Origin of the sequence: Allobosea sp. FBZP-16 (assembly GCF_002831785.1) — a bacterium.
Lineage (GTDB): Bacteria > Pseudomonadota > Alphaproteobacteria > Rhizobiales > Beijerinckiaceae > Allobosea > Allobosea lupini.
On the sequence record NZ_LNCQ01000060.1, the window covers coordinates 17506 to 43509 of the forward strand.

29 protein-coding genes are annotated in these 26004 nt (G+C 66.8%); 15 read left to right on the top strand and 14 right to left on the bottom strand.

From position 1 onward, the window contains the following. The coding region (locus CXY91_RS30745; RefSeq protein ID WP_210202615.1) for a hypothetical protein at positions 1–229 on the top strand (229 nt) is incomplete at its 5' end. 833 nt (positions 230–1062) lie between these two features. Continuing rightward, positions 1063–1254: a hypothetical protein gene (locus CXY91_RS29785; protein ID WP_100965554.1), complete on the top strand. Its 192-nt coding sequence runs from the start codon at positions 1063–1065 to the stop codon at positions 1252–1254. A gap of 77 nt (positions 1255–1331) precedes the next feature. Here CXY91_RS29785 and CXY91_RS29790 read toward each other — a convergent pair whose 3' ends face one another. Further along, complete coding sequence (locus CXY91_RS29790) at positions 1332–1613, bottom strand: hypothetical protein (protein ID WP_100965555.1); 282 nt, start codon at positions 1611–1613, stop codon at positions 1332–1334. A gap of 465 nt (positions 1614–2078) precedes the next feature. Here CXY91_RS29790 and CXY91_RS29795 point away from each other — a divergent pair, with 465 nt between their 5' ends. From CXY91_RS29795 to CXY91_RS29810, 4 genes are all read left to right on the top strand, one after another. After that, positions 2079–2285, top strand: a complete 207-nt coding sequence (locus CXY91_RS29795; protein WP_091831595.1) for a CsbD family protein — start codon at positions 2079–2081, stop codon at positions 2283–2285. Between the two features lie 240 nt (positions 2286–2525). After that, entirely contained in the window at positions 2526–3548 is a 1023-nt protein-coding gene (locus CXY91_RS31210) for a sensor histidine kinase (protein ID WP_100965556.1), read from the top strand. Between the two features lie 87 nt (positions 3549–3635). Further along, positions 3636–3938 (top strand): hypothetical protein, encoded by a 303-nt coding sequence (locus CXY91_RS29805; RefSeq protein ID WP_244543742.1) that lies wholly within the window; start codon positions 3636–3638, stop codon positions 3936–3938. A gap of 250 nt (positions 3939–4188) precedes the next feature. Beyond that, the gene (locus CXY91_RS29810) at positions 4189–4809 is read left to right on the top strand and encodes a hypothetical protein (protein WP_100965557.1); all 621 of its coding nucleotides are present in this window, start codon (positions 4189–4191) and stop codon (positions 4807–4809) included. Between the two features lie 257 nt (positions 4810–5066). Here the strand turns inward: CXY91_RS29810 and CXY91_RS29815 are convergent, their stop codons facing one another. From CXY91_RS29815 to ppdK, 6 genes are all read right to left on the bottom strand, one after another. After that, on the bottom strand, positions 5067–5336 hold the full coding sequence (locus CXY91_RS29815; protein WP_100965558.1) for a hypothetical protein: 270 nt from the start codon (positions 5334–5336) through the stop codon (positions 5067–5069). Positions 5337–5343: 7 nt separating this feature from the next. After that, positions 5344–5613: a translation initiation factor IF-1 gene (infA, locus tag CXY91_RS29820; protein WP_057187732.1), complete on the bottom strand. Its 270-nt coding sequence runs from the start codon at positions 5611–5613 to the stop codon at positions 5344–5346. 73 nt (positions 5614–5686) lie between these two features. Then, positions 5687–7183 (bottom strand): DEAD/DEAH box helicase, encoded by a 1497-nt coding sequence (locus tag CXY91_RS29825; protein WP_100965559.1) that lies wholly within the window; start codon positions 7181–7183, stop codon positions 5687–5689. A 198-nt stretch (positions 7184–7381) separates the two neighbouring features. Then, positions 7382–7591: a cold-shock protein gene (locus CXY91_RS29830; RefSeq protein ID WP_091831606.1), complete on the bottom strand. Its 210-nt coding sequence runs from the start codon at positions 7589–7591 to the stop codon at positions 7382–7384. A gap of 226 nt (positions 7592–7817) precedes the next feature. After that, positions 7818–8558 carry an HAD family hydrolase gene (locus CXY91_RS29835; RefSeq protein ID WP_248307688.1) on the bottom strand — a complete coding sequence of 247 codons (741 nt, stop codon included), beginning with the start codon at positions 8556–8558 and terminating at the stop codon, positions 7818–7820. A gap of 85 nt (positions 8559–8643) precedes the next feature. Next, on the bottom strand, positions 8644–11328 hold the full coding sequence (ppdK, locus tag CXY91_RS29840; RefSeq protein ID WP_100965560.1) for a pyruvate, phosphate dikinase: 2685 nt from the start codon (positions 11326–11328) through the stop codon (positions 8644–8646). A 320-nt stretch (positions 11329–11648) separates the two neighbouring features. Here ppdK and CXY91_RS29845 point away from each other — a divergent pair, with 320 nt between their 5' ends. Further along, a complete protein-coding gene (locus CXY91_RS29845; RefSeq protein WP_100965561.1) occupies positions 11649–12794 on the top strand; it encodes an alpha-hydroxy acid oxidase in 1146 nt (381 codons plus the stop codon). 29 nt (positions 12795–12823) lie between these two features. On the opposite strand, the gene CXY91_RS29850 is transcribed toward CXY91_RS29845, so the two are convergent. The 3 genes from CXY91_RS29850 to CXY91_RS29860 form a co-directional block, all read right to left on the bottom strand. Then, a complete protein-coding gene (locus CXY91_RS29850; protein ID WP_100965562.1) occupies positions 12824–13246 on the bottom strand; it encodes a type II toxin-antitoxin system VapC family toxin in 423 nt (140 codons plus the stop codon). After that, the gene (locus CXY91_RS29855) at positions 13243–13482 is read right to left on the bottom strand and encodes an AbrB/MazE/SpoVT family DNA-binding domain-containing protein (RefSeq protein ID WP_091831614.1); all 240 of its coding nucleotides are present in this window, start codon (positions 13480–13482) and stop codon (positions 13243–13245) included. Before CXY91_RS29855 ends, CXY91_RS29850 begins: the two co-directional genes overlap by 4 nt. A 74-nt stretch (positions 13483–13556) precedes the next feature. Continuing rightward, complete coding sequence (locus CXY91_RS29860) at positions 13557–14048, bottom strand: YcgN family cysteine cluster protein (RefSeq protein WP_248307689.1); 492 nt, start codon at positions 14046–14048, stop codon at positions 13557–13559. A gap of 205 nt (positions 14049–14253) precedes the next feature. On the opposite strand from CXY91_RS29860, the gene CXY91_RS29865 reads away from it, so the two are divergent. From CXY91_RS29865 to CXY91_RS29895, 7 genes are all read left to right on the top strand, one after another. Further along, complete coding sequence (locus CXY91_RS29865) at positions 14254–15396, top strand: ABC transporter substrate-binding protein (RefSeq protein ID WP_100965563.1); 1143 nt, start codon at positions 14254–14256, stop codon at positions 15394–15396. After that, positions 15393–16496 (top strand): FecCD family ABC transporter permease, encoded by a 1104-nt coding sequence (locus CXY91_RS29870; RefSeq protein WP_100965564.1) that lies wholly within the window; start codon positions 15393–15395, stop codon positions 16494–16496. The genes CXY91_RS29865 and CXY91_RS29870 overlap by 4 nt, the downstream gene beginning before the upstream one ends. After that, positions 16493–17278 (top strand): ABC transporter ATP-binding protein, encoded by a 786-nt coding sequence (locus CXY91_RS29875; RefSeq protein WP_465246898.1) that lies wholly within the window; start codon positions 16493–16495, stop codon positions 17276–17278. The genes CXY91_RS29870 and CXY91_RS29875 overlap by 4 nt, the downstream gene beginning before the upstream one ends. A 43-nt stretch (positions 17279–17321) precedes the next feature. After that, positions 17322–18116, top strand: a complete 795-nt coding sequence (locus CXY91_RS29880; RefSeq protein WP_100965566.1) for a class I SAM-dependent methyltransferase — start codon at positions 17322–17324, stop codon at positions 18114–18116. Between the two features lie 162 nt (positions 18117–18278). Further along, complete coding sequence (locus CXY91_RS29885; protein ID WP_100965567.1) at positions 18279–20495, top strand: transglycosylase domain-containing protein; 2217 nt, start codon at positions 18279–18281, stop codon at positions 20493–20495. A gap of 29 nt (positions 20496–20524) precedes the next feature. Then, positions 20525–21100 carry a DUF1214 domain-containing protein gene (locus tag CXY91_RS29890; RefSeq protein WP_100965568.1) on the top strand — a complete coding sequence of 192 codons (576 nt, stop codon included), beginning with the start codon at positions 20525–20527 and terminating at the stop codon, positions 21098–21100. After that, positions 21097–21747: a DUF1254 domain-containing protein gene (locus CXY91_RS29895; RefSeq protein WP_100965569.1), complete on the top strand. Its 651-nt coding sequence runs from the start codon at positions 21097–21099 to the stop codon at positions 21745–21747. The genes CXY91_RS29890 and CXY91_RS29895 overlap by 4 nt, the downstream gene beginning before the upstream one ends. Positions 21748–21810: 63 nt before the next feature. Here the strand turns inward: CXY91_RS29895 and corA are convergent, their stop codons facing one another. The 3 genes from corA to CXY91_RS29910 form a co-directional block, all read right to left on the bottom strand. Next, the gene (corA, locus tag CXY91_RS29900) at positions 21811–22866 is read right to left on the bottom strand and encodes a magnesium/cobalt transporter CorA (RefSeq protein WP_091831630.1); all 1056 of its coding nucleotides are present in this window, start codon (positions 22864–22866) and stop codon (positions 21811–21813) included. A gap of 132 nt (positions 22867–22998) precedes the next feature. After that, entirely contained in the window at positions 22999–23793 is a 795-nt protein-coding gene (locus CXY91_RS29905; RefSeq protein ID WP_100965570.1) for a hypothetical protein, read from the bottom strand. A 74-nt stretch (positions 23794–23867) separates the two neighbouring features. Further along, positions 23868–24068, bottom strand: coding sequence for a hypothetical protein (locus CXY91_RS29910; protein WP_100965571.1), 201 nt, complete (start codon positions 24066–24068; stop codon positions 23868–23870). A 178-nt stretch (positions 24069–24246) separates the two neighbouring features. Here CXY91_RS29910 and CXY91_RS29915 point away from each other — a divergent pair, with 178 nt between their 5' ends. Further along, positions 24247–25371 (top strand): hypothetical protein, encoded by a 1125-nt coding sequence (locus CXY91_RS29915; RefSeq protein ID WP_100965572.1) that lies wholly within the window; start codon positions 24247–24249, stop codon positions 25369–25371. Between the two features lie 3 nt (positions 25372–25374). Here the strand turns inward: CXY91_RS29915 and CXY91_RS29920 are convergent, their stop codons facing one another. Beyond that, the gene (locus CXY91_RS29920) at positions 25375–25710 is read right to left on the bottom strand and encodes a DUF1491 family protein (protein ID WP_091831639.1); all 336 of its coding nucleotides are present in this window, start codon (positions 25708–25710) and stop codon (positions 25375–25377) included. Positions 25711–26004: the final 294 nt, after the last annotated feature.

A 26004-nucleotide genomic window follows, 5' to 3' on the forward strand; every position in this document is an offset into this window, starting at 1 on the left:
CGCCGGGCACGAGCGCCTCGAGGTCAGATGCACGACCTGCAGGGTCACCCATCATGTCCCGTGGCGGCTGCTTCGCGGCGTTCTCAACGGTGATCGTCTCGACCAGCTCCACAAGCGCCTGGTCTGCAAAAAGTGCGGCCAGCGGCCGGCGCCGCAGGACGTGGGTATTCCGGAACCGGTGAAGTTTCCGGGCGGCGCGCTGTACGGGCCGAGCTTGAAGAGCGGTTGAAGACGGCCGACCGCCGTAACAGTTAACGTCGCGCGCGCTGGCAGCCGCTCATGCGCCATCGCCTTGATTCTGCGTCACTTTTCGGAACTGTTACGCTGCCGGCTCGGTTGGGACCAAAACGTAACAGTTCGGACGCCGAGATCCGGCCTTTTGGGCGCCTTTGGCCGGTTTCGTGGCGCCGCGGCCGCCTCCCGGTGCCATTTGATTGTTCGCTCTGGCTTTCGGGACTTCTGGCCTCCTGGCCACCCGGGGCCGCCTAAGCCTTTAGACAGCCGCGCCTTTCCGGCTGATCCCGCCTAATCCCACTTAATCCCGCCTAACACCCGCTAGTGCCATGTGATTGTTCGTTTCACAAGTCGACGCATTGCCCAACTGTCCGACACGGCAATCGTTGACTATCATTCCGAGTGCTCGAGCGCCCTCATTCATCTGATATCGACGATCTCCAAGCCGCAAGCGCGGGACCTATTCGCTTGAGCGACTGGCAGCCCCTTCGCCGCGTAGGATTTATAGCGATACGGTACTCTTCGGAGTTCCAGCCAGGAAACATGCTTAATATTCGCGGCCTGTCGTTTCTGGCTCCTGCCATTAACGCTGCCAATAACATGCCGTAGCACTTTGCCGATCAAATAGTAAGGTGACGTCAAAGACGACGAACAGCTGCGTCACGGCAGATCGAGGCGTTTTTGATTTCGGCCTGTGCATCCAAAAGCCTGCTTGGACAGTAATCTGTCTCAAGCTGTTCGGGCTCGCGTGATCACTCCCGCGATCGAAGCGCTTTCGTCTCTGACGGCCGCAAGCTGCAGGGTGATCTGGTGTGTTGGAGCGCCGCCATGGACCACGACAGAGTTCGGCAGGCTCAGGCCCTGCGCGTCAAGGCGCTGATGTGCCGCCGCTGGGCCGACACGGCCCGGGACAGCGAGGGCGCAGCTCGCCTGGCCGCCATGGCGAGCGCCTATGAAGGGCAAGCGGACGCATTCGAACAGGAAGCCGCGACGCCCGGCTGCAAACAGCGGGGACGATAGGCGCCGGCGACGCTCGTCAGTGAGGGAGAGTGGCGCCGTCGGTGCTTGCACTGGCGGGGCTCGATCACCCCGAGCGCCTATTCGCCGTAGAGCGCCGAGTGCCGCGCCGCAGCGAGGCGATCGACGCTGTCCTTGGTGACGGCGTCGGGGTTGTAGAGCCAGCAGATCGACTCACCCTCGTTCATCATCCGGCCTTGAGCCAGCTCGGGGCCGGCATAACCGGCCTCGCGCAGGTCGCGCTTCAGCCGGCGGGCGTCCCATCTGATCGCGGCATAGCCGAAGGCGTCGTTGTCGAGGACGAAGCCATCCTCCTTGATCCGCAGGAGGGCGTTGGTGATGTCTTGCGCTGAGTACGTCATGGCCTGTTCTGGGCTGTGATGCTCCTCCCTAACCTGCAAGCCCTTGGCCGACCGATACGGATTTTGCTCGCATTTTAGCGGCTTGCCGATTTTTTGCTGCGCCGGGGCCGGGACTGATCCCGGCCTCGGCGCCGCTGCCCGTCAGCCTCGCCTATGCGGAAGGAGGCCTGCGCAGCCTGAAAGTCCGCGCCTTCCTGGACTGGGTGGCGCCGCGCCTACGCGCACACCTGGCCGCTCGTGGCGGGGATCGCTCCTGGAGCATTTTCGGGCGAAGTGGGCACCGGTTCACGTGATGAAAATGCGATAAAATCAGGACCTGGAAGATTTCCGCGATCCGAAGAATTGCGGAAATCTTCCAGGCGATCGCAAGCCCGGCATTTGCCGCTGAAACGGCTTTTTGTGCCGAACCATTCCGCCGCCCGCGCGTTCCTTAAGCATACCCATCACGATCACGAGGAGAGTCCCATGGACTGGAACCGCGTCGAAGGAAACTGGAAGCAGCTCAAGGGCAAGGTCAAGGAGCAGTGGGGCAAGCTGACTGACGACGATCTCGATGTCATCGCCGGCAAGCGCGACCAGCTGGAGGGGAAGATCCAGGAACGCTACGGGATCGAGAAGGACAAGGTCCGGACCGATGTCGACGACTGGTATGGCCGCCAAACCTGGCAATGACCGGCATTGCGAACGGCTCGCTGTAAAGCGGGTTTGCGCAGACCCCGCAGGCTAGCGCCTGCGGGGTTTTCTTGTTGACGGGCACCCGGCGCTGGTTCGGCACGTCGAGGACTGTTGGGCGGCGAGCATGAAGGCCGGCAGCCGAAGCAGCGCGGCCGCCGGCCGATCCTGTCAAATGACTTTGCATCCACGGCGTCTCTGCCTTAGTTCTGCGCGGAACGGCGGGCAGAGGCGTCTGGCATGGATCGGGATGCGTCGTCGGACGCTCAACTGCGACTTGCGGCCCGCGAGGCCGAACTTGCCCGCGTCCAGAAGATCGGACAGATCGGCGGCTTGACGGTCGACCTGCGCGGCGGCCGGTTCCGCAACACCCGCTCGCCCGAATACCTCGTCGTCCACGGCCTGCCGCCCGAGGCGGTTCACGAGACGCACGAGGCCTGGGTCCAGCGTATCCACCCCGATGACCGGGACCGCGTGCTTGGCCATTTTCTCGAGACCGTTCGCGGTCACGCGACCGATTACGAGGTCGAGTACCGCATCATCAGGCCGAGCGATGGGCAGATTCGCTGGATCCTCGCCAAGGCGGAGATCGAACGCGATGCCGATGGTGCGGCATTGCTGCTCCAGGGCGCTCATATCGACGTCACGGCGCGCAAGCAGGCTGAGGAGCAATACGAACTCGTCGCCCGCGAACTCTCGCACCGGATCGCAAATATCTTCGCGGTGGTCAGCAGCCTCGTCAGGATGGCGGCTCGCTCCGAGCCAGAGAGTCGCGCTTTTGCCGCCAGGATCGAAGAGAGACTGGCGGCACTGCACCGGGCCCACGCCTTCGTCGGCCGCAGCAGGACCGATGCCGAGGGCGGCCTCATCGACCTGCTTTCCCGGCTGCTCGCGCCCTATCGGGAGGGGGCCGGCGAACGGGTCCGGATAGACGGCAAGGACGGCCCGATCGGCCCGCAAGCAGCGACCTGCATCGCCCTCATCGTCCATGAGTTGGCGACGAACGCGGTGAAGTACGGGGCGTTGTCATCGCAGACCGGGATGGTGACTGTCACGGTGGATCGCGACGAACGTGCTGGCCGAATTTGCTGGCGCGAAGCGGGTGGCCCGGCGATCGAGGCGCAGCCCAAGCGCAGTGGCTTTGGCTCGACCATGATCGAACGCACCATCAGAGCTCATCGAGGCCTGGAGGTGCGATATGACTGGAACCCGGCGGGGCTGTGCGTAACGATCGACGCAAGCCTCGAGGCACTGGGGCGCTGACGTCGCTCAGCCCGCGTTCATCGAGTCGATCCTATCCTGCCGATGGTCAACTGTCCCAGCCCGGCCTGGGGAAGCCCGGAGAACGCCATGATGTTCAAGACCCTCGCCATCGCGGCCCTCGTCGGAGCGGCCATCTCGTCCGCGACCAGCGCGAACGCCCAGTATTACGATCCCTACCGGCCGCCGCCGCCGCGCTATGATTACGATCGGCCGCCGCCGCCCTATGGCTACGACCGCCCGCGCTACGGCTATGAGCGGCCCTATCGCCAGCGCTTCGGCGACACCTGCGTAACCTCGCGCGGCTCCTGCGCGGCCCGGCCGGCTCCGGCCAATTCGTCCTGCAGCTGCTATATCGAAGGCTTCGGCATGAAGCGCGGTGCCATCGACTGACAGCCGACCGCAAAGCTGCTTCCAGACAAGGCCGGCGGTGCTGGCCGGCTGCTACGCCGGCCCGCACCGAAACCCTTGAATACTGGACAGCGTACCGGACGCGGCAGTCATGACGAGACCGCTTCCGCTCGGGCAGAATTAGTTAATTTTACCTTGTTTTGCAGTTAACCTTGTCTTCATAGATCGTCTCAGGCTTACTCATCCCAACGACGCAGCGGCAGCGTTGCGCAACGCAGGGTTGGGCTCAGCTATGACGTTCAGGCTTCTTTCGCTTTCGGCTCTCGCCACCACGGCGCTCATGGGCCTCGCCGCTCCGGCGCTTGCCGGCGGCTGCACCAGTTCCTCCTGCTACCGGGCGCCGGTCAGCACTTGCGGCAGCGGCTCCTGCTACAAGCTGGTTTCGACCCCGCCGGTCTACGGCACCGTCGACGAAAGCTATGTCGTGCGCCCCGAGCGCACCTTCTCGCGGGTCGTCCCGGCGCAGTACGACACCGTCACCGAGCAGGTCGTGATCCAGCCGGAACGCCGCGTCGCCCGCCATATCCCGGCCCAGTACCGGACCGTCTCAGAGAAGGTCCTGATCTCGCCGGCGACCAAGCGCTGGGAAGTCAGCCGCGACGCCTACGGCCAGACCACCGGCTGCTGGGTGCATGTCCCCGCGCAATACGGCTATCAGCAGCGCACGGTGGAAGTGTCTCCGGCCTCGGTCGACTACGACGTAATCCCGGCCGTCTATGGCCAGCGCAGCCGCCGCGTCATGGTCAGCGCGTCGCGGGTCGAGCACCAGACCGTGCCGGCCGAGTATGCGACGCGGCAGCGTCAGGTCCTGGTCAGCCCCGGCTCGCAGCATTGGGCCAAGGGCGGCTACTGAGTTTTCCAAGTTTTCTTCGTAGTACCTGTCACCACGTAAAAACACCTCACGCCCCGGCTTCGGCCGGGGCTTTTTTCTTGTTTGGCATCAACGCTGAAGAGGCGGGCGAGTCGCCCTCATCCGTCATGGTCGGGCTTGTGCCGACCATCCACGTCTTCGCGTTCTCGATCGCATCCGGCGTTCAAGACATGGATGCTCGCCCCAGGGGCGAGCATGACGCAAATGGATCAATGTCGAGATTGAAAGGTCGCCGACGCTCAGGCCAACCCGCCAGTCAGCAGGATCAGCACGCCGATGCCGAGGGCGAAGGCCAGGATGCGGGCCGGCATGGAGAACAAGGTGCCGGGCGGCTGCTTCGTCACGAAGCCGGCGACGACCTCGACCAAAGCGAGCGCCAGCAGCACATAGACGAAGGGCGGGAAGGTTCCCCCTCTGGCGATCCAGCCGGTGTTGACCGCAAGCGAGGCGAGCGCGCCAAGGCCGATGCCGGCCGCGGCGAAGAATTGCTCGGGCCGGCTGAAACGCATCGTAAGCTCAGCGCCGGCGGAAGTTCTGCGGCCGCGGCGGCATCGGGCCGGGGCTGGCGGTCTTCTGGCGGAAGTTGATCCGGCCACGATCGAGATCGTAAGGCGACATCTCGACGACCACGCGGTCGCCGGCGATGGTGCGGATGCGGTTCTTCTTCATCTTGCCGGCCGCATAGGCCAGGATGACGTGGTCATTGTCGAGCTTGACCCGGTAGTTGCCGTCCGGAAGCACCTCGACCACGGTGCCGTCGAATTCGAGCAGTTCTTCTTTCGCCATTCGCTGATCCTTCGTCTTGTCCTCGGCGCGGGGCCAGGCCAGCTAGGCCGGGCCCCAGCGGTTACGGCGCCTGTCAGTTCGGGCGCCGCCCGCCGCCGCCGGTGCGTCGTTGTCCCGTTCTTTGCTGCAAGAACGCGACGCCGCCAAGTCCTTCCTTGCCGGAAGCCGCGTCTTTTCGCCCGCCGCCCCCATCCTGGCGTTGGGCCGGACGCTCATGACGCTGCTGCTCCGGACGTGCCTGCTGCTGGCGCGGCTGGCTCGGGCGGGACTGCTCGCGGCGCGGGTCCTGACGCTCGCCCTGCTCGGTGCGCTGGCCATTGCGGCCCTGAGCGCTCCGGCCGTCGCGGCGCTGACCTTGACCCGGCTGCTGTCCGTTCTGCGGACGCCCCTGCCCGCGGCCACCACGGTTCTGCGGCGGCTTCTTCGGGGTGCGGCCATCCCAATGCGGCACGTCGCCGACCGGGGTGAGCGCGATCTTGGTCAGCTTCTCGATCGCGGCGAGATCGCCGCGCTCTTCCGGCGTGCAGAAGGCGATGGCGAGACCCGAGGCGCCGGCGCGCGCAGTGCGGCCGATGCGGTGGACATAGGTCTCGGGCACGTTCGGCAGGTCGAAATTGACGACATGGCTGATGCCGTCGACATCGATGCCGCGCGCCGCGATGTCGGTCGCGACCAGGATGCGCAGCTCGCCGTCGCGGAAGGCGCCCAGCGCCCGCTCGCGCTGGCCCTGGCTCTTGTTGCCATGGATCGCGGCGGACGCGATGCCGGCCTGCTCGAGCTGGCGCACGACCTTGTCGGCACCGTGCTTGGTGCGGGTGAAGACGATGGCGCGTTCCATCTCCGGAACGCTCAGGGTCTTCGCCAGCAAGGCCGGCTTCTGGCCGGCTTCGGTGAAGATGACGCGCTGGTCGATCTTCTCGGCTGTGGTCGCGACCGGCGCGACCGCGACCTCGACCGGATCGGTCAGGTAGGCGGAGGCGATCTCACGGATCGCCTTCGGCATGGTCGCCGAGAACAGCAGGGTCTGGCGCTGCTTCGGGATCAGCGTCGCGATCTTGCGCAGCGCGTGGATGAAGCCGAGGTCGAGCATCTGGTCGGCTTCGTCCAGCACCAGGAACTCGATCTCGCGCAGCGAGACCGCGCGCTGGTCGACGAGGTCGAGCAGGCGGCCAGGGGTCGCGACGAGGATGTCGACATGCTGGCCGAGCGCGCGGATCTGCTTGCCGACCGGCACGCCACCGAAGATCACCGTCGACTTCAGCGAGGTGAACTGGGCGTAGGTGCGGATGCTGGCCTCGATCTGGGCGGCGAGCTCACGCGTCGGCGACAGGATCAAGGCGCGCACCGAACGCGGCTGCATGCGCCGCGGCTGGTTGAGCAGGCGGTGCAGCATCGGCAGGGAGAAAGCGGCGGTCTTGCCGGTGCCGGTCTGAGCGGCTCCGAGCAGGTCACGGCCATCGCGAATCGAAGGGATCGCCTGCGCCTGGATCGGCGTCGGCGTCTCATAACCTTCGGCGGCGAGCGCTTTGAGAAGCGGCTCGGCCAGGCCGAGGTCGGTAAATTTGGTCAAATCAGGTCTTTCTGAGCCGAACGAAATGGGGCGCACGTGGTGAACGGAAGCGCCTCGACATGCCGTCTCGGTCTACGCATGGTCTCTTTCCGCCCGGCGAACCGCTAGCCACTGCGCCGGAGGATGTCGTGTGTCGCGAGCCTTGAGGCTCGCGTCTTGAAAACGGGCGGACGCTGATGGCCCGCCCGATAGGTGTCTTCAGTTGGCGACGAGGTTGCCAGCCGAGGACTTGCCGGTCTTGCGATCGGCGATCAGCTCGTAGGAGACGACCTGGCCTTCGCGCAGCTCGCGCAGGCCGGCGCGCTCGACGGCGCTGATGTGGACGAAAATATCGGGGCCGCCGGCCTCAGGGGTGATGAAGCCGTAGCCCTTGGTGGCGTTGAACCACTTGACGGTGCCCTTGTTCATAGCGGGACTAATCCTTGCACTTCAGATCCGCGTATTCGTGGAACCCATGACCGGACGCGCGGACGCCTTGCCATGGTCTTGTATCGACGTGTGGTGGATCTGAAGTGGCCCGCCGGTCGGAATACCCGCGCGGAGGATTGGCCAGAACCGGCCGCATCTCGTCTTACATCGGTGGACCTAGCACAAATTGCAAGGTCGGTCCAGTTTGCCGGCCAAAGCCCCGCCTTCAGCCGATCTCGTGCACCAGATCGACCAGCCCGCCGAGATCGGACAGCTTGCGGAAACGGACCTCGCCTGCCGGCTCCTCGGCATGCTCCAGCGCCCAGGTCAGCTCATGCGGCACATGCGCGGCCCAGGCGCCGGCGGCGAGCGCCGGCACGATATCCGACTTCAGCGAGTTGCCGACCATCATCGACCGCACCGGCCCGTCGCCATGGCGGGCGAAGAGCTTCTCATAGGTCGCGGCGCTCTTGTCGCTGACGATTTCAACCGCGTCGAAGAAGTCGCCGAGGCCGGACTGGGCCAGCTTGCGCTCCTGGTCGAAGAGATCGCCCTTGGTGATCAGCACCAGCCGGTAGCGGCCTGCGAGACTAGCGAGCGTCTCCTGCGCATGCGGCAGGGTCTCGACCGGATGGGCCAGCATCTCGCGGCCGGCGGCGAGAATTTCACCGATCACCGCCGGTGGAACCTGGCCGCGGGTGATCTCGAGCGCTGTCTCGATCATCGAGAGGGTAAAGCCCTTGATGCCGAACCCGTAGAAGGCAAGGTTGCGCTTCTCGGCCTCGAGCAGCTTGCCGGAGATCTCGGCCGCTTCGCCATGCTCGCCGAGCAGCGCGACGAAGCGGTCTTCCGTCAGCCGGAAGAACTGCTCGTTCTGCCAGAGCGTGTCGTCGGCATCGAAGCCGATGGTGGTGAGGTTCACGGTCACGGCCACCTCGTCATGGTCGGGCTTGTCCCGACCATCCACGTCTTCGCCGGTCGAGCGCGGTGTTCAAGACGTGGATGCTCGCCACAAGAGCGAGCATGACGGCTTGTTTCCCGCACCTGCTGCCTCACGCGTCCTTGGCCTTGATCGCCCCCAGCGCCGCCTGCGCGGCAGCGAGGCGCGCGATCGGCACGCGGAAGGGCGAGCAGGAGACATAATCCAGCCCGACGCTCTCGCAGAAGCCGATCGAGGCGGGGTCGCCGCCGTGCTCGCCGCAGATGCCGAGCTTGATGTTCGGACGCGTCTTGCGGCCGCGCTCTACGGCGATCCTGACCAGCTCGCCAACGCCGTCCTGGTCGATCGTCACGAAGGGATCGGATTCGAGCAGGCCGCGCGCCGTATAGGAGCCAAGGAAGGAGCCGGCGTCGTCGCGGCTGATGCCGAGCGTGGTCTGCGTCAGGTCGTTGGTGCCGAAGGAGAAGAACTCGGCACTCCCCGCGATCTCCTCCGCCCGCAGCGCGGCGCGCGGCAGTTCGATCATGGTGCCGACCTGATAGGTGAACTCCGTGCCGCTCTCCTTTTTCACGGCCTCCGCCATCGCGTCGATCCGGCTCTTGACCAGGTCGAGCTCGGGCGCGCCCATGACGAGCGGCACCATGACCTCCGGGATGACGGGATGGCCGGTCTCTTTGGCGGCGATCACGGCCGCCTCGAAGATCGCCCGCGCCTGCATCTCGGCGATCTCGGGATAGGCGACCGCGAGGCGCACGCCGCGGAAGCCGAGCATCGGGTTGAACTCGTGGAGCTCGGTAGCCCGGCGCTTCAGCTTGTCGGCGGTCGTGCCCATCGCCGCCGCGACCTCTGCGATCTCCTCGTCGGTATGCGGCAGGAACTCGTGCAGCGGCGGATCGAGCAGGCGGATCGTGACCGGCAGGCCCTGCATGATGGCGAAGAGCTCGACGAAGTCCTGGCGCTGCATCGGCAGGAGCTTGGCAAGAGCGACGCGGCGACCCTTCTCGTCCTCGGCCAGGATCATCTCGCGGACGGCAAGGATGCGGCCGGCATCGAAGAACATGTGCTCGGTGCGGCAAAGGCCGATGCCCTCGGCGCCGAATTCGCGGGCCGCCTTGGCGTCGCGCGGCGTCTCGGCATTGGCGCGGATTTTCAGGCGGCGCACCTTGTCGGCCCAGCCCATCAGCGTCCGGAAGTCGCCGGAGAGCTCGGGCTGCTGCATCTTGACCTCGCCGAGCAGCACCTGGCCGTTGCTGCCGTCGATGGTGACGAAGTCGCCGGCTTTCAGCGTGGTCGGACCGACGGTCATCGTGCCCTTGGCGTAGTCGACGCGGATCTGGCCGGCGCCGGAGACGCAGGGCTTACCCATGCCACGCGCCACGACCGCCGCATGCGAGGTCATGCCGCCGCGCGTGGTCAGGATACCTTCGGCGGCGTGCATGCCGTGAATGTCCTCCGGCGACGTCTCGACGCGGACGAGAATGACCTTCTTGCCCGCCTTCTTGCCGGCCTCGGCCGCCTCGGAGGTGAAGACGATCTCGCCGGCGGCGGCGCCGGGCGAGGCCGGCAGGCCGGCGGTCAGCACGCGCCGCTCAGCCTTGGTGTCGATCGTGGGATGCAGGAGCTGGTCGAGCGCGCCGGGCTCGACGCGGCCGACCGCTTCATTCTCGGTGATCAGGCCCTCGCGGGCGAGATCGACTGCGATCTTGAGCGCCGCCTTGGCGGTGCGCTTGCCGGAGCGGGTCTGCAGCATCCAGAGCTTGCCCTCCTGGATGGTGAACTCCATGTCCTGCATGTCGCGATAGTGCTTTTCGAGGATGCCGTAGATGCGGCAGAGCTCGGCATAAGCCTCCGGCATCGCCTTCTCCATCGAAGGCTTGTCGGATTTGGCGGCGAGCTTTGCCGCCTCGGTGATATCCTGCGGCGTGCGGATGCCGGCGACGACGTCCTCGCCCTGGGCGTTGATCAGGAACTCGCCATAGAGCGCGTTCTCGCCGGTCGAGGGGTTGCGGGTGAAGGCGACGCCGGTCGCCGAGGTCTCGCCCATATTGCCGAAGACCATCGACTGGACGTTGACCGCCGTGCCCCAGGAGGCCGGGATGCTGTTGAGCTCGCGATACTTGATGGCGCGGGCGTTCATCCAGGACGAGAAGACGGCGCCGACTGCGCCCCAGAGCTGCTGCTGCGGATCCTGCGGGAAGTCGGAGCCGAGCTCCTTCTTTACGATCTCCTTGTACTTGCCGACCAGAACCTTCCAGTCGTCGGCCGAGAGATCGGTGTCGAGATGCAGGCCCTTGCGCTCCTTGTAGTCTTCGAGCGCCTCCTCGAAATGGCCGTGGTCGATGTCGAGCACGACGTTCGAGTACATGGTGATGAAGCGGCGATAGCTGTCATAGGCGAAGCGGGCATCGCCCGAGGCCTTGGCCACCGCCTCGACCGTGACGTCGTTGAGGCCGAGATTGAGGACCGTGTCCATCATGCCCGGCATCGAGGCGCGGGCGCCGGAGCGGACCGAGACCAGCAGCGGATTGGCCGGGTCACCAAAGGTCTTGCCGGTGAGCTTGGCCATGCCGGCGAGCGCGTCCTTGACCTGCCCGTCGAGCTCGGCCGGAAAGCTCTTGCCGTTGTCGTAATACCAGGTGCAGACCTGCGTGGTGATGGTGAAGCCCGGAGGCACCGGAAGCCCCAGGTTGCTCATCTCGGCCAGGTTCGCGCCCTTGCCGCCGAGCAGGTTCTTCATGCCCGCCTCGCCTTCGGCCTTGCCGTCGCCGAAGGTGTAGACCCACTTCTGCCCTGCCATAGCCTGCCTTTCCCAACGTTGTCGCCGACATCAACGCCGGCGGGTACGCCTGGTTTCGCATTTGCGGTGCCCGCTTGTTGCAGCGCACCGGGTGCGGGGGTGGTCATGCCGAAAACCGGATGAACAATCAATGATCATGCCGCGGAGCCAGGCCACCCAACCGTCAATTCTGGGCGGCCTGGCGACCGGTCGCGCAATATGGCCAAGGTCAGCGCCGCGCGATAGGGTACCGTCCCCGCCTTTCGAGCAGCGACGACCGCCGCCGATCCGATGGTCGCCAGCGCCACACTCGCCGAGCCAGAACGACACCGAAGCCAACGATGCGCCTGAACGCCTGTCACAACTTCCACGACTTCCGTACCCTCGCCAGGAAGCGGCTGCCGGGCCCGATCTTCAACTACATCGATGGGGGCGCCGATGACGAGGTCACGCTGCGGCGCAACTCAGAGAGCTTCGAGCGCTGCGACCTCGTTCCGAATGTCCTGCGCGGCGTGAGCAGCCTCGACACCTCCGTCACCGTGATGGGCCAGAAGCTCGCCGTGCCGTTCTACTGCTCGCCGACAGCCCTGCAGCGCCTCTTCCATCATCAGGGCGAGCGTGCCGTCGCCGCCGCGGCCGCGCGCTATGGCACCATGTTCGGCGTATCCTCGCTCGGCACGATCAGCCTCGAGGAACTGCGCAAGGCCCATAGCGGCCCGCAGGTCTACCAGTTCTACTTCCACAAGGACCGCGGCCTGAACCGGGCGATGATGGAGCGCGCCAAGAGCGCCGGCGTCAACGTGATGATGCTGACCGTCGACAGCATCACCGGCGGCAATCGCGAGCGCGACCTGCGGACCGGGTTCTCGATCCCGTTCCGGCTCAACCTCGCCGGCATCACCCAGTTCGCGATCAAGCCGCAATGGGCGCTGAACTACCTCACCCACGAGAAATTCAGCCTGCCGCAGCTCGACAGCCACGTCGACATGGGCGGCGGCGCAATGTCGATCAGCCGCTATTTCACCGAAATGCTCGACCCGGCGATGACCTGGGGCGACGTCGCCGAGATGGTCAAGCTGTGGTCGGGGCAGTTCTGCCTCAAGGGCATCATGTCCGTCGCCGATGCGAAGCGCGCAGTAGAGATCGGCTGCACCGGCATCATCCTCTCCAACCATGGCGGCCGGCAGCTCGACGGTTCCCGCGCCGCCTTCGACCAGCTCGCCGAGATCGTCGACGCTGTCGGCGACAAGATCGACGTGATCATGGATGGCGGCATCCAGCGCGGCACGCATGTGCTGAAGGCCCTGTCGCTCGGCGCCAAGGCAGTCGGCATCGGGCGCTACTACCTCTACCCGCTCGCGGCGGCAGGCCAGCCGGGCGTCGAACGCGCGCTCGGCCAGCTCAAGACGGAAGTCGAGCGCAGCATGAAGCTGATGGGCGTCACCAGTCTCGACCAGCTCTCGCGCGAGAATTTACGGTTCAGGTAGAACAGGCTCCGCCACGTCTCACAGACGCCTCACTTTTGCGGTGCTGTATCCGGAGCGATCAGCGACAACCCAGGGAAATAGGTCCGGTAGCGGGACGCATCGCGCGTGATCAGCGTGTATCCGGCCACCGCCGCATGCGCGCCGATGAAGAAATCGGGGAGCGGCGATTGCTTCACGCCGCCTCGGCGCTTGTAAGCTAGGAAGCACTTGCCGGCCAGAAACGCAGCGGCAAACGGAATTGGCTCCCGCTCCAGCATCGTCGTCGGGAGGGCCTCATCGAGATCCTCGATCCGCGAATAGTGAACCGAGATTTCGGCATAGACCATCGCGTTGATCACAAGCCGCTGCCGATCGGCAGCCTCGGACAAGACTCGCGCCGACCAGGCGCCCCAGCGCGTGTCCTGCGTCAGAACGTCAAGCAGGACATTGCTGTCGACGAGGACTGCGCTCATTCGGGCTCGCGCGTCAGCGCCATGATCTCATCGGTCGTCATGGCGATATCACCCTTGCTGCGGCGCAGATGCGCGACGAGCCTGTCACCGCGCCCCGTCTTGCGGCGCGCCGCAGCCGGCATAATCCGGACGACCTTGCCGTCGAATTCGAAATCCACCTCGGTCTCGGGCAGGAGACCGGCCCGTTCACGGATGTCGGCAGGAATGGTCACCTGGCCCTTTGACGTGATCCGCATAGCAACATTCCTTACTCTTACACGTAAGAGTAAGACTTTGACCGTGACGCTGCAAGCTCGAGCCCGGCGTGCTCTTACCGTGGCCCGCGCGCCGCCTTAGGCCAGCGCAGCGGCCAGGCGACGATACGCTCGACGATCTCCTCCTCGGCGACCTCGTCCTCGTTGGCGTGCACCTTCCCGCGGACCGACACGCCCGCAGCGACGACCGTCTCGGGATCGCCGGAGACGAGCGGATGCCACCAAGGCAGATCCCTGCCCTCGCCAAGCAGACGATAGGCGCAGGTCGGCGGCAGCCACGGCAAGGTGCGCACCGCCTCCGGCGTCAGCGTGACGCAATCGGGCACCGTCTTCGAGCGGTTGGCGTAGTCATGACAGCGGCAGGTCGCGGCATCGAACAGGCGGCAGCCGATATCGGTGGCGTGGATCTTGCCGCTATCCTCGTCCTCGAGCTTGACCAGGCAGCAGCGGCCGCAGCCGTCGCAGAGCGATTCCCACTCCGCCTGCGTCATCTCGTCGAGCGTCTTGCTGCGCCAGAAGGGCATGCTGTCGGTCATTGCGTCGGCCATGGCCGCTTATGCACCCTGGAGGTGATCGTCCGCAATCGGACATCGGCGATCGGAACTGGCCCCGGCCGCAAAGGCGACCCTTAGCGGTCGCCCCTCATTACATCAATTCTAATCTATACTTAGAAAAGTTATAATCTATGAAAATTGACCGAATACTCGGATCGGCCTAACGGGGGGAAGAATTCCCTCGTTTCCGAGTTCGACAATGCTGAACCGCCGACATCTGCTACGCGCTCTTACCATCACCGCGGGCCTGGCCGCGGCGGCCCTTCCCGCGCTGGCCGAGAAGGTCACCGTCACCGACATCGTCGGCCGCAAGGTCGAGGTCGAGGCGCCGGTCAAGCGGATCATCCTCGGCGAAGGCCGGCAGATGTACTTCGTCGGCGCGCTTGACAAGGACGAGCCGTTCAAGCGCGTCGTCGGCTGGCGCGACGATCTCGGCAAGGCCGATCCCGAGACCTTCCGCGCCTATGCCAAGCGCTATCCCGAGATCGCCAAGCTGCCGACCTTCGGCGGCATGAAGGAAGGCGCCTTCGACGTCGAGCAGGCGATCGCGCTCAAGCCCGACGTGCTCTTCCTCAACATCGAGGCGAAGATCGCGAGCGACGAGGCCAAGCTCGTCGAGAAGCTCGCCTCGGTCGGCATCCCCGTCGTCTATGTCGACTTCCGCGAGAAGCCGTTCGAGCACACCGAGCCGTCGATGCGCCTGATCGGCAAGCTCTTCGGCAAGGAGCAGGTGGCGGAAGACTTCATCAAGTTCCGCGCTGAGCAGATCAAGGTCGTGACCGACCGCCTCGCCGCTGCCAAGGACCTGAAGCGCCCGCTCGTGATGGTCGAGCGCGCCGGCGGCTACTCCGACGATTGCTGCATGTCCTTCGGCAACGAGAATTTCGGCAAGATGGTCGACTTCGCTGGCGGCCGGAACCTGGCGACGCCGCTGATCCCCGGCACCTTCGGCACGGTCAATGCCGAGCAGATCGTCGCCTCCAATCCCGATGTCGTGATCGTCACCGGGAGCAATTGGGACGGCTATGTCCCGGGCGGCAACTGGGTCGGCCTCGGCTACGGCGCCGACATGACGGAGGCGCGCCGCAAACTGACCAATCTGATGAAGCGCCCGGCCTTCACCCAGACCGCCGCCGTCAAGAACGGCCGCGTCCACGGCATCTGGCACCAGTTCTACAACAGCCCCTACCAGTTCGTGGCGATCCAGGAGATCGCGAAATGGCTGCACCCGGAGCTGTTCAAGGACGTCGATCCGGGCGCGACGATGAAGCTGCTGCACGAGCGCTTCCTGCCGCTGCCCTATGAGCCCGGCCTGTGGGTCTCGCTCGAGGCGGGCAAATGAGCCTGGCTCCCGCCAGCGCGGACGATGGTGTGACGACGCCGGCAGAGGCGTCGCGGAGCACGGCCCAAGGGAGAGATGCCTATCGGGCGCTGGCGCTGCGCCGCAAGCTGATCCTCGCCGGCTTCGCCGCCGTGCTGCTGGCCTGCCTGATCGTCGACCTGATGCTCGGCCCGGCCCGCTACAGCGTGAGCGAGGTGGTCAATGCGCTGCTCTCGCCCTCCACCGCACCGGCCGCCGTCCGGGTGGTGATCTGGGACATCCGCCTGCCGGTCGCGCTGATGGCGGTCGTCACCGGCGCCGCGCTCGCCATCGCCGGCGCGCAGATGCAGACCGTGCTGAACAACCCGCTCGCCAGCCCTTTCACGCTCGGCATCTCGGCCGCGGCGAGCTTCGGGGCGGCGCTCGCGCTGGTCTTCGGCGTCTCGATCGTGCCGCTCGCGATCGACTATGTCGTGCCGCTCAACGCCTTCATCATGGCGATGGGGGCTTCCTTGCTGATCCATCTGCTCAGCCAGCGCCGCGGCGTCACTACCGAGACGGTGGTGCTGCTCGGCATTGCGCTGGTCTTCACCTTCAATGCGCTGCTGGCACTGCTGCAGTTTTTTGCTTCCGAGCAGGCGCTCGGGGCCGTCGTGTTCTGGATGATGGGCTCGCTGACCAAGGCGAACTGGCACAAGCTCGCCATCACCTCGGCCGTGCTGCTGATCTGCGTCCCGCTGTTCGCGCGCCGGGCCTGGGCGCTGACGACCCTGCGTCTCGGTGACGAGAAGGCGGCGAGCTTCGGCATCGACGTGCGCTATCTGCGGCTGGAGACCATGCTGCTCGTCGCGCTGCTCGCGGCGGTGCCGGTCGCCTTCGTCGGCACCATCGGCTTCATCGGGCTGGTCGGCCCGCATATCGCCCGCATGGTGATCGGCGAGGACCAGCGCTTCTTCATGCCGGCATCCGCGCTGGCGGGCGCTGCCGTGCTCTCCGCCTCGTCGGTGGTCTCGAAGTCGCTGATCCCCGGGCTGATCTTCCCGATCAGCATCGTCACCGCGCTGGTCGGCGTGCCCTTCTTCTTCAGCCTGATCCTGACCAGCCGGAGGCGTTCATGGTGAAGCGCCTGACGCTCAGCGATGTCGGCGTCGCCTATGGCAAGCGCCGGATCCTCGACGGGATCACCACGCCGACCATGGCCGGTGGCGAGGTCGTCGCCGTGATCGGCCCCAACGCCGCCGGCAAGTCGAGCCTGTTCCGCCGCATCGCCGGGCTGATCCCGGGTGCCGGCAAGGTCCAGGTCGAAAGCACGACCGGCAAGACGCCCTGCTACCTGCCGCAAGACACGGCGGTGAACGCGGTGCTGACCGTCTACGAATCGATCCTGCTCGCCCGCAAGCAGGGCGGCTCCTGGGGCGTCGGCGACGACGAGCTTGCCGCGATCGACGAAGCCCTGCACGCGCTCGACATCGCCGACCTCGCCTTCCGCGGCCTCGGCGAGCTCTCGGGCGGCCAGCGCCAGCTCGTCTCGATCGCCCAGACATTGGTGCGCCGGCCCGAGATCATGCTGCTCGACGAGCCGACCAGCGCGCTCGACCTGCACCGCCAGTTCGAGGTGCTGAGCCTCGTCGGCCGGCTGGCGCGCGAGCGGCAGATCTGCGTGCTGATCGCGATCCACGACCTCAACCAGGCGCTGCGCATCGCCGACAAGGTGATGGTGCTGTCGCAAGGGCGGCTCGCCGCCTTCGGCGCCCCGCGCGAGATCATCACGCCGGCTTTGCTCGAAGAGGTCTACGGCGTCGTCGCGCGGGTCGAGGCGAACGAAGGCGAGACGCCCTTCATCGTCGTCCACGGCTCGGCCCGCAGGCACAGCCGCGGCGAGACACCGCTTGCTCCCGCCTAGGCAGCAGAATAACCCCCTCTCAGTTCAACCTGGCGACCCGCCGATGTCAGACAGCAGCCTTTCCTCCGGCCTTCCCACTCCTGGCGCCAACTACTCCCTCAAGGAGGAGATCCGGACCTATTGGTCAGGCCGGGCCGCCACGTTCGACAGCCAAGTCGGCCACGCCATCAAGTCGGACGCCGAGCTCGCCGCCTTCCAGTCGCTGCTGCGGCAATCCTTCGGCGCTGAGCCGCGCGAGGTCCTCGATCTCGCCTGCGGCACCGGCGAGATCACGCGCGCCCTGCTGTCGCTCGGCCACAACGTCACGGCACTCGACTTCTCCGAGGAGATGCTGGCCCGCGCCCGCGCCAAGCATGGCGACAGGGCCCGTATCCTCGCCGGCGACGCCGAGCGGCTGCTCGACGACGACGGGACCTATGACGCGCTGGTGACGCGCCATCTGGTCTGGACGCTGACCGATCCGGAAGCGGCCTTCGCCGAATGGTTCAGGGTGCTCAAGCCCGGCGGCAAGCTGCTCGTCATCGATGGCGACTGGATCAACCGCTCATGGCTGCAGCAGATGCTGAACCGAGCCGCGACCTTCCTGCGCGAGCGCGCCGGCGCTGCTCCGCACGCAGCCGATCGCGACGCTTTCGACTCGATCACCAAGCGCTTCTTCTTTCGCGACGGGCTGAGCTTCGAGCGGCTGGGCACGATGCTGCGCCAGGCCGGCTTCGCCCGAATCGAGGCTGCCGACTACGCACAGGTGGTCAGGGCGCAGCAGCGCAACGCCGCCCTGCACGATGCGCTTCGCCTCGCCTCCTCCACGCGCTTTGCAGTGCTGGCGACGAAGGGCTGATTGCGGGGTAACCCCAGCTTCTTTTTGTCGGGCAACCCCACCTTCGCATACTTCCGTTCGGAGCCGCGAGCCCTTACCTTCTGAGACCGGGCTTGGCCTTCGTCGGCCGGTCCGGGACACCGCGGACGCGCCCCCGCGGCAGGCTTAGGATGCCGCACGACCGTGATCGAGTTCCGGAAAGCGAGCTGGACGACCCGTCTCAAGCGCCTCGCGCTGAGCGCCGACTCGTGGATTGACGCCTCGCTCTATGCGGCCGGCCACCGCGCCGGCGAGATCTATGAACGCATCCGCAGCGTCACCGACCGTCTGACCGTCAGCGGCCCGAAGCGCCTCGCTGCCGAATTCGCCAGCGAGGGGCTCAACGTCGGCATCGCCGGTGCGATCGTGATGCTGATGCTGGCGATCCCCGCGTTCCGCGAAGGTCGCGAGGAGGCGCTGAAGAACCAGGTCTTCGCCGTCACCTTCCTCGATCGCTACGGCTCCGAGATCGGCCATCGCGGCGCCCGCCACGATGATTCGCTGAAGCTCGAGGAATTCCCCGATCACCTGCTCAAGGCCGTGCTGGCGACCGAGGATCGGCGCTTCTACGACCATTTCGGCATCGACGTGATCGGCACCTTCCGGGCGATCACCGTCAACGCCCGCGCCTCGGGCGTGGTCCAGGGCGGCTCCTCGCTGACCCAGCAATTGGCCAAGAACCTGTTCCTCAACAACGAGCGTTCGCTCGACCGCAAGATCAAGGAAGCCTTCCTCTCGCTCTGGCTGGAATACCGGCTGACCAAGAACGAGATCCTGAAGCTCTATCTCGACCGCGCCTATATGGGCGGCGGCACCTTCGGCGTCGCGGCTGCGGCCGAATACTATTTTGGCAAGTCGGTGAAGAACGTGACGCTGGCGGAGGCGGCGATGCTTGCCGGCCTGTTCAAGGCGCCGACCAAGTTCGCGCCGCACGTCAACCTGCCGGCGGCGCGGGCGCGCGCCAGCGACGTGCTGAACGCCATGGTCGATGCCGGCTTCATGACCGCGGGACAGGTCGACTCCGCCCGGCGCAATCCTGCGACGCCGATCGACCGCAAGCGCGATGCCAGCCCGGACTACTATCTCGACTGGGCCTTCGACGAAATCCGCAAGCTGGCGGACGACGGCAAGCTCGGTCCCGAGCGGGTGCTGACGGTCAAGACCCCGCATGATCCGGCGATCCAGAAGCGCGCGGACGAGGCGGTCGAATCGATCCTGCGCCAGCATGGCCCGGCCTACCGCGCCCGGCAGGCGGCGACGGTGATCATGGATCCGGACGGGGCGGTGCGTGCGATCGTCGGCGGGCGCGATTATGGCGCGAGCCAGTTCAACCGGGCGACGTCGAGCCTGCGGCAGCCCGGCTCGTCCTTCAAACCTTACGTCTATGCGGCGGCGATGAGCGCCGGGCTCTACAAGCCGACCACGATCGTCACCGACCGGCCGGTCTGCATCGGCAACTGGTGCCCGAACAATTACGGGCGCTCCTATGCCGGCTCGATGCCGCTGACGGTGGCACTGGCGAAGTCGATCAACACGATCCCGGTGCAGATGTCGATCGCGATCGGCAAGGCGACCGGCGAGACGCACGAGGCCCGCGCCGCCCGCATCGGCCGGATGAAGATCGTCGAGACCTGCCGGGCCATGGGCCTGACCACGCCGCTGACCGATACGGTCTCCCTGCCGATCGGCGCCGGCGAGGTCACCGTGATCGAGCAGGCCGCCGGCTATGCCGTGTTCGCCAATGGCGGCAAGCGGGCCAGGCCCTATGCCGCCTTCGACATCCGCAACTCGGCGGGCGAGGAGATCTATCGCCATGACCGCGACGAGCCGCCGCCGGCGCAGGTGCTGAGCACGCAGGTCGCCTACGAGATGAACCAGATGCTCTCGACCGTGCCGACCGCGGGCACCGGCCGGCGTGCCGCGCTCGACGGCGTCGTCAGCGCCGGCAAGACCGGCACGACCAATGGCTATAAGGACGCCTGGTATGTCGGCTACACCGGCAACTTGGTCGGCGCGGTCTGGTTCGGCAACGACGATTCGTCCGAGACCGCCAACATGACCGGCGGCTCGCTGCCGGCGATGACCTGGAAGGAGATCATGGCGTTCGCGCACCAAGGCATCGAGCTGAAGCCGATGCCCGGCGTGGCGCCGCAGCCGGGTGACGCCAAGGCGGCAGTTGCCAAGGCGACCGACCCGGCCGCCGCGGCAGGCGCCGGCGCCGGGCATATGCCGCGCAAGTCCTTCGAGGTGCTCTCCTCTGTCGGCGCGATGTTCAAGGCGGTCGAGACGCCGCGGACGGCCCGCGCTGCCGTGCAGGTCGGAGCCCGTGAGGCCGCGTCCGGCCTCACCGCCATACGCTGACTGCCATCCATGCGGATCCGGATCGTTCCATGCGCGTCCTCCCGCTGGCCTATGTGATCGCGCTTGGAGCCGGCCTCGGCCTGACCTCCGCCCGCTATGCAGTGGCGGAGCGGCCTTGGGTCGGCCGTGCCCAGGTCGGCGCCTGGACCAGCTGGCCGAACAGCGGCGCGCGCGACATCGATCCCTATATGCGGGCCTATCTGGCCCGCGGCGTGCACCTCCCGCTCGGCGCCGGCGAGGGGCTGGAGCTGATCGCCGGGCAAGACGACGCCGGGCAGGCGCTCGATGCGCGCTGCCGCTATCTGGTCAGCGGGGCGACACCGCCGGCGCGCGGCTGGTCGCTCGGCGTCGCCGACCCGCGGGGCCGGCCCCTGCAGCTGCCGATCGAGCGCGAAAGCTTCACCGATGCCGAGATCGTCCGCGGCGAGCGCGGCGGCATGCGCATCGTGCTGGCGACGACGCCCGAGACCGGCAATTGGCTGCCCCTGCCGGCGGGAGGGCGCTTCCACCTGCGCCTGCGCCTCTACGACACGCCGATCTCGAGCCATGCCGGCGAGCTGCGGCCGGACACCCTCCCCCGCATCACCAGGATCGACTGCCGGTGAGCGCGATCGACGACAGCCGGGCCGTGCCGGCCGCGAAGCGCCCCCCGGCTACCCGCGCGGATGCGCCTCACCGATTTCTGTCGCGGCTGGGCAGCGGCCTGCTGCGGTTCGCGCTGCTGACCCTGGCCGGCCTGTTCCTCGCCGGCATCGTCCACATCGTCACCGTGCTGCGCATCCCGGCCCTGGCCACGCATGATGCGGCCACGGTCTATGCCGCGCTCGGTGCCAACGGCCGCGCCGAGCTGGTGACACCGCCACCTGCAGGTTTGCCGGCGATCCTCGACGGCGATCCCAACAGCGTCGCCGCAGTCTGCAGCTACGATCTTTCGGCCGGGCCGCTGCGCGTCATAGCCCACACCGGCTCGCTGCCGCTCGGCCTCACCGTCCATCGCCGTGGCGGCGGCGTCGCCTATGCCATCACCGACCGGGCCGCGATCCGCGGCGTGCTCGAATTCGTGGTGATGACGCGGGAGCAGCTCGACGAGCGGCTAGCCAATGACGAGGAGGGCGAGACCTCGCGGGAACTGCGGGTGGTCTCGCCATCGCTGCAGGGGCTCGTCGTCGCCCGGGTGGTGGTCCGCCGCGCCTTCGACCGCAGCGAGGCGGAAGCGCAGGCGACCGGCGTCGCCTGCGGGCTGGCGGATTAGCCAAGCTTTTGTTTTAATGTATTTTCTTCGCGCGAACCGGTATCCACTTCGCTCGAAAATGCGCTAGAGCCAGCCATTGCGCTTGAAGCGCCAAAAGAGCGTCAGGCAGGCGGTGACGATGAAGCCGAGGACGATGTAGTAGCCGTAATGCATCTCCAGCTCCGGCATGTTCTTGAAGTTCATGCCGTAGATGCCGGCGACCGCTGTCGGCACCGCGAGAATGGCCGCCCAGGAGGCGAGCCGCTTGGTGATGGAGTTCTCCTGGCTCTGGCCGACGAGCAGGCTCGCCTCGAAGGCGAAGGCGAGGACTTCGCGCAGGCTGTCGATCTTCTCCTGCACGGTGCGGACATGGTCGGTCACGTCGCGGAACATCGGCGCCAGCGTCGGGCGCACCTGCGGCACGCTGCCATTGGTCAGGCGCTGGCAGACGTCGACGAGCGGGCCGGCCGCGTTTCGCAAACGCAAGAGGTCGCGCCTGAGCATGTAGAGGCGCTCGATGTCGCTGCGGGTCATCGGCGTCGCCAGGACCTTGTCCTCGATCTCCTCGACCTCGTCATGGATCGCCTCGAGCACCGGCATGTAGTTGTCGACGATGAAATCGAGGATGGCGTAAAGGATGAAGTCCTCGCCCTTGGCCAGCGAGGTCGGGCAGGTCTCCCAATGCTGCCGCACCGACGTGTACGAGTTCGAGGCGCCGTGGCGGACGCTGACGATGTAGCCGCGACCGACGAAGATGTGCGTCTCGCCGAAGGCGATGCGCTTGTCGGCCATCTGGGCGGTCCGGGCGACGACGAAGAGCGCGTCGCCATATTGCTCGAGCTTCGGCCGCTGATGGGCGTTGGTCGCGTCCTCGACCGCCAGGGGATGCAGATTGAACTGCTGCTGCACGCATTTGAGCAGTGCGGCCTCCGGCTCGAACAGCCCGATCCAGACGACATGGCCGTCCTTGCGGGACCATTCCCCCGCTTCCTCGACCGGGATGTCGGCGACGCGCACGCCATGGGCATAGACGCTCGAGGCGATGACGCCGGCCTCGTGGCGATGGCCATGATCGACGGGCGGATCGGAGGGCGCTTCCGCTGCGGCCGAGGCCGGGAACCTGATTTGCGTCACTGACATGCGATCCCCCACCGATCGCCGGCTCATGATCGGCAGGCTAGACCCAATGCGCGGGGGATGGGAACCACTTTTCGCGACGCGGGACGACGAGGCCTTCGACCGATCGAAGCGCTCGCGTCCGGCGAAAGGCCATCAGCCCTTGTAGACGACGGGAGCGCGCGGCGGCGCACCTTCGCCCTTGCCGCCGAAGACGCCGATCAGCGGCAAGTTGCAGGTGGGGCCGATCTCGCTCTCCATGCCCATGATGGCACGCTCGGCCCGGATCGCCTCGCGTGACGGCATTTCGACAACCAGATTGTCGAGCGAGTAGCGATAGCTCTTCAGCCTGAAGCGCGCCCGCTCGCAAACCCCGAGCATCAGCCCCTCGTTCTCGGCGACGCGCTGGGCGGCCGAATCGCGCTGTTCGGGCGGCACCTGCTGCGAAGCGTCGAGGACACGCAGGCGCGCACGGTCGGCGTTGATGACGCGCAAGGCGTTGGCGCGGAACTGACCGAGCAGCAGCCGGTCGCCATTGGCGTCCTCGCCCAGGCGATTGTAGCGCGAGGCCTGCGAGGCGAACGAGCCCGAGGTCAAGGCGCGGTAATAGGCGGAGACATCGTTCGATTGCGCCTCGACCGGCAGGATGCGGGCGTGGGCGAGCTTCGAGACCTCCCGGTCGAAATGGCTGCGCTCATGCGCGGGCAGGACGAGGCGCCAGGCGCGGGCCCGCAGTTGCTCCTCGTCGTCCGTCAGGTGGGACCATGAGGAGGCTTCTCCGCGAAAGCGCGCACTCCAGTCGCCGATCGCCGGCGCGATCTTGTCGGCGATGATGTTGGGGCGGGGCCGGCCGAGATCGCCGGTGGTCGAGCAGCCGGCGAACAGTAGACAGAGTGCCGCGATCGTGGCGACCGAATGGGATGCGAAAAAGTCGGAGCCGGTTTTTCGCATTTATCCCACTCGAACTCTGAAACGAGGCACGCGCTGATTTGGATCGATCCAGAATCAGCGTGAACCGAAAGTCCTCACCCGGGACGCCTGCGCCGTGTCTCGCGTTCACCGCGGCCGGCAGGGCGCGGGCGCCGCGGCGGCTTGCTCGCGGCCGGCTCGTGCTGGCGCTCGTAGCGCACGCCGGTGAAGAACAGGATCTGGCCGAACGGGCCCGCCGCTGCGGTCCCCTGGCTGGTTGAGCGCCTGCGCGGCGCGAAAGGAATGACGTCTGCCATGATGCGCCTCCCTTGCTGGCGCCTGTGACCAATTCGCGAACCACGCGGAAGCCGGGTGGCCGCCTGCACAAACCGCACCAGCCATCCTCAAGATCATCAAGCGCCATCATGGTTAACGCCGTGCTAACGCATCGGGGATAAGTTTCGCAAAAGTGCAGTTCGCCGACGAGAATCGCTCATGCCGTCCCGCATCGCCACAGACCTTGCCGAACTCGCCAGGCTGGCCAGCGATGGCGGGCTCGACCTGCGCCAGGTCGCGCTGCGGGTGAAGACCGATCTGCTCCTGGCGACGCCCTGCCCGCCTCCGGAGGACATGGACGCCTTCCGCGCCATGGCCGAGGCCCTGATCCCGGTGGTCGACGAGGCGACGGCGACGATCCTCGCCCGCAAGCTGGCAAGCTGGCCGCATGCTCCGCGCGAGGCGCTTGCTGCCTTGCGCAACCGTGGGGGCGAGGTGCTGGCTGCGCTGATCAAGCATGACATGCCGCTCAGCGCGACCGAGATCGAGGAGATCGCGGACGAAGGCGATGACGAGGCCAAGACCGCCCTCGCCGGCCGGCGCGACCTGACCAGCAGCGCCAGCATCGCGCTCGCCGGCTGCGGCAGCGCGGAGATCGACGCGGCATTGGTCGCGAACGGGGCTGCATCGCTGCCACATGCCGCGCTCGACCTGCTGCTGCCGCGAGCGGTGGGCACGCCGGCTCTCGGCGCGGCTTTGCTGGCGCGGGCCGACCTGCCCGTCTCGGAGCTGACGCCGCTCTTCCTGCAGGCGAGCCTGGAAAAGCGCCTCGCCATGATCGACGCCGCCACCGCTCGTGAGGCGCTGGCGCCTTCGCCACGCCCGGCGACGCTCCCCGGCGAGCAGATCTCCGCTCTGATCGCGACAGCGCTCTCCGACCGACGCAACGCCTTCACTGCGCTGGCGCACGCCTTCGGCGGCGATGCGCGCTTCGCGACGGCGATGGCGAACGATGCGTCCCGTCAGCTTGCGGCCTTGGCGCTGATCGGCTGCGGTGCGGCTCCGGAGGATGCGACTCGCTTCCTGATCGGCCTCGGCGACGAGGCTGCCCGCTCGGTCGAGCGCATCTTCGCGCTGGTCGAACTGATGCGGGCGCTGCAGCCGGCGGTGGCTCGCCGGCTCGCCCAGCAGATCGGCGGGATCGCGCCGCGCAGTTCCCGCTCCGGCGTCTTGCAGCCTGCCATGGACCCCAGCGGCACCTCGGCCCGTCCCAGCGCCGAGCGGGCGCCGGTTCGCGGCATCGTTCAGGAGGTCAGGCGCAGGCTCGGTGGCGGCGCCGACTGAACGCTAGCTTTCGACGATGTCGAGACGCGCATCGCCGGCACGATTCTCGATCTCGACCAGCCAGAGATCGCTGTCGAAGCGGACCTCGCGCGCGACCCGATCCTCTATCGCGAGCGGATCGGCATCGAGCACAAGCTGGAAACGCCGCGCGCCGGCCTCGTCCGCCAGCGCCTGCGGCGCCGGGCCGTAGAGCGCCGCGGTACCGTCCAATCGGTCGAGCTTGACAAAGATCGCGCCGGCTTCGCGCGCGCCGCGCCGGCGCAGCACCGCGACGAGCCCGTCATGCGCGGCCTGGCGCAGATAGGCCGAGACCCAGAAATCGCTGGTCAGGCGCGGCAAGATGAGCGCTCGCGGGACTGAGAATGTCCGCGCCTCTCCGAAGCGCGGACATTCTCAATCGTCTTGTTCTGTAGCATTTTCTTCACGCGGACCGGCCGCCACTTCGCTTGAAAATGCTCTAGCGCCGCTGGCCCTTGATGTCAGCCGGCGGCCGGATGTCGGCGCCGTTGATCAGGTCCGCGATCGGATCGCGTGCCGCCGGCTGGGCGGCCGGGGCAGGACGGGCCGGAGCCGGAGCTGCCTGGGCCTGGCGCTGCTGGGCAGGCGCTACCGGCGCCGGTGGGCGCGGCGCCG

Bases quoted from the DNA above. Each gene is read 5' to 3' on its own strand.
- CXY91_RS29785 (WP_100965554.1), top strand. From the start codon at position 1,063: ATGGACCACGACAGAGTTCGGCAGGCTCAGGCCCTGCGCGTCAAGGCG.
- CXY91_RS29790 (WP_100965555.1), bottom strand. From the start codon at position 1,613: ATGACGTACTCAGCGCAAGACATCACCAACGCCCTCCTGCGGATCAAG.
- CXY91_RS29795 (WP_091831595.1), top strand. From the start codon at position 2,079: ATGGACTGGAACCGCGTCGAAGGAAACTGGAAGCAGCTCAAGGGCAAG.
- CXY91_RS31210 (WP_100965556.1), top strand. From the start codon at position 2,526: ATGGATCGGGATGCGTCGTCGGACGCTCAACTGCGACTTGCGGCCCGC.
- CXY91_RS29805 (WP_244543742.1), top strand. From the start codon at position 3,636: ATGATGTTCAAGACCCTCGCCATCGCGGCCCTCGTCGGAGCGGCCATC.
- CXY91_RS29810 (WP_100965557.1), top strand. From the start codon at position 4,189: ATGACGTTCAGGCTTCTTTCGCTTTCGGCTCTCGCCACCACGGCGCTC.
- CXY91_RS29815 (WP_100965558.1), bottom strand. From the start codon at position 5,336: ATGCGTTTCAGCCGGCCCGAGCAATTCTTCGCCGCGGCCGGCATCGGC.
- infA (WP_057187732.1), bottom strand. From the start codon at position 5,613: ATGGCGAAAGAAGAACTGCTCGAATTCGACGGCACCGTGGTCGAGGTG.
- CXY91_RS29830 (WP_091831606.1), bottom strand. From the start codon at position 7,591: ATGAACAAGGGCACCGTCAAGTGGTTCAACGCCACCAAGGGCTACGGC.
- ppdK (WP_100965560.1), bottom strand. From the start codon at position 11,328: ATGGCAGGGCAGAAGTGGGTCTACACCTTCGGCGACGGCAAGGCCGAA.
- CXY91_RS29845 (WP_100965561.1), top strand. From the start codon at position 11,649: ATGCGCCTGAACGCCTGTCACAACTTCCACGACTTCCGTACCCTCGCC.
- CXY91_RS29850 (WP_100965562.1), bottom strand. From the start codon at position 13,246: ATGAGCGCAGTCCTCGTCGACAGCAATGTCCTGCTTGACGTTCTGACG.
- CXY91_RS29855 (WP_091831614.1), bottom strand. From the start codon at position 13,482: ATGCGGATCACGTCAAAGGGCCAGGTGACCATTCCTGCCGACATCCGT.
- CXY91_RS29860 (WP_248307689.1), bottom strand. From the start codon at position 14,048: ATGGCCGACGCAATGACCGACAGCATGCCCTTCTGGCGCAGCAAGACG.
- CXY91_RS29865 (WP_100965563.1), top strand. From the start codon at position 14,254: ATGCTGAACCGCCGACATCTGCTACGCGCTCTTACCATCACCGCGGGC.
- CXY91_RS29870 (WP_100965564.1), top strand. From the start codon at position 15,393: ATGAGCCTGGCTCCCGCCAGCGCGGACGATGGTGTGACGACGCCGGCA.
- CXY91_RS29880 (WP_100965566.1), top strand. From the start codon at position 17,322: ATGTCAGACAGCAGCCTTTCCTCCGGCCTTCCCACTCCTGGCGCCAAC.
- CXY91_RS29890 (WP_100965568.1), top strand. From the start codon at position 20,525: ATGCGCGTCCTCCCGCTGGCCTATGTGATCGCGCTTGGAGCCGGCCTC.
- corA (WP_091831630.1), bottom strand. From the start codon at position 22,866: ATGTCAGTGACGCAAATCAGGTTCCCGGCCTCGGCCGCAGCGGAAGCG.
- CXY91_RS29905 (WP_100965570.1), bottom strand. From the start codon at position 23,793: ATGCGAAAAACCGGCTCCGACTTTTTCGCATCCCATTCGGTCGCCACG.
- CXY91_RS29910 (WP_100965571.1), bottom strand. From the start codon at position 24,068: ATGGCAGACGTCATTCCTTTCGCGCCGCGCAGGCGCTCAACCAGCCAG.
- CXY91_RS29915 (WP_100965572.1), top strand. From the start codon at position 24,247: ATGCCGTCCCGCATCGCCACAGACCTTGCCGAACTCGCCAGGCTGGCC.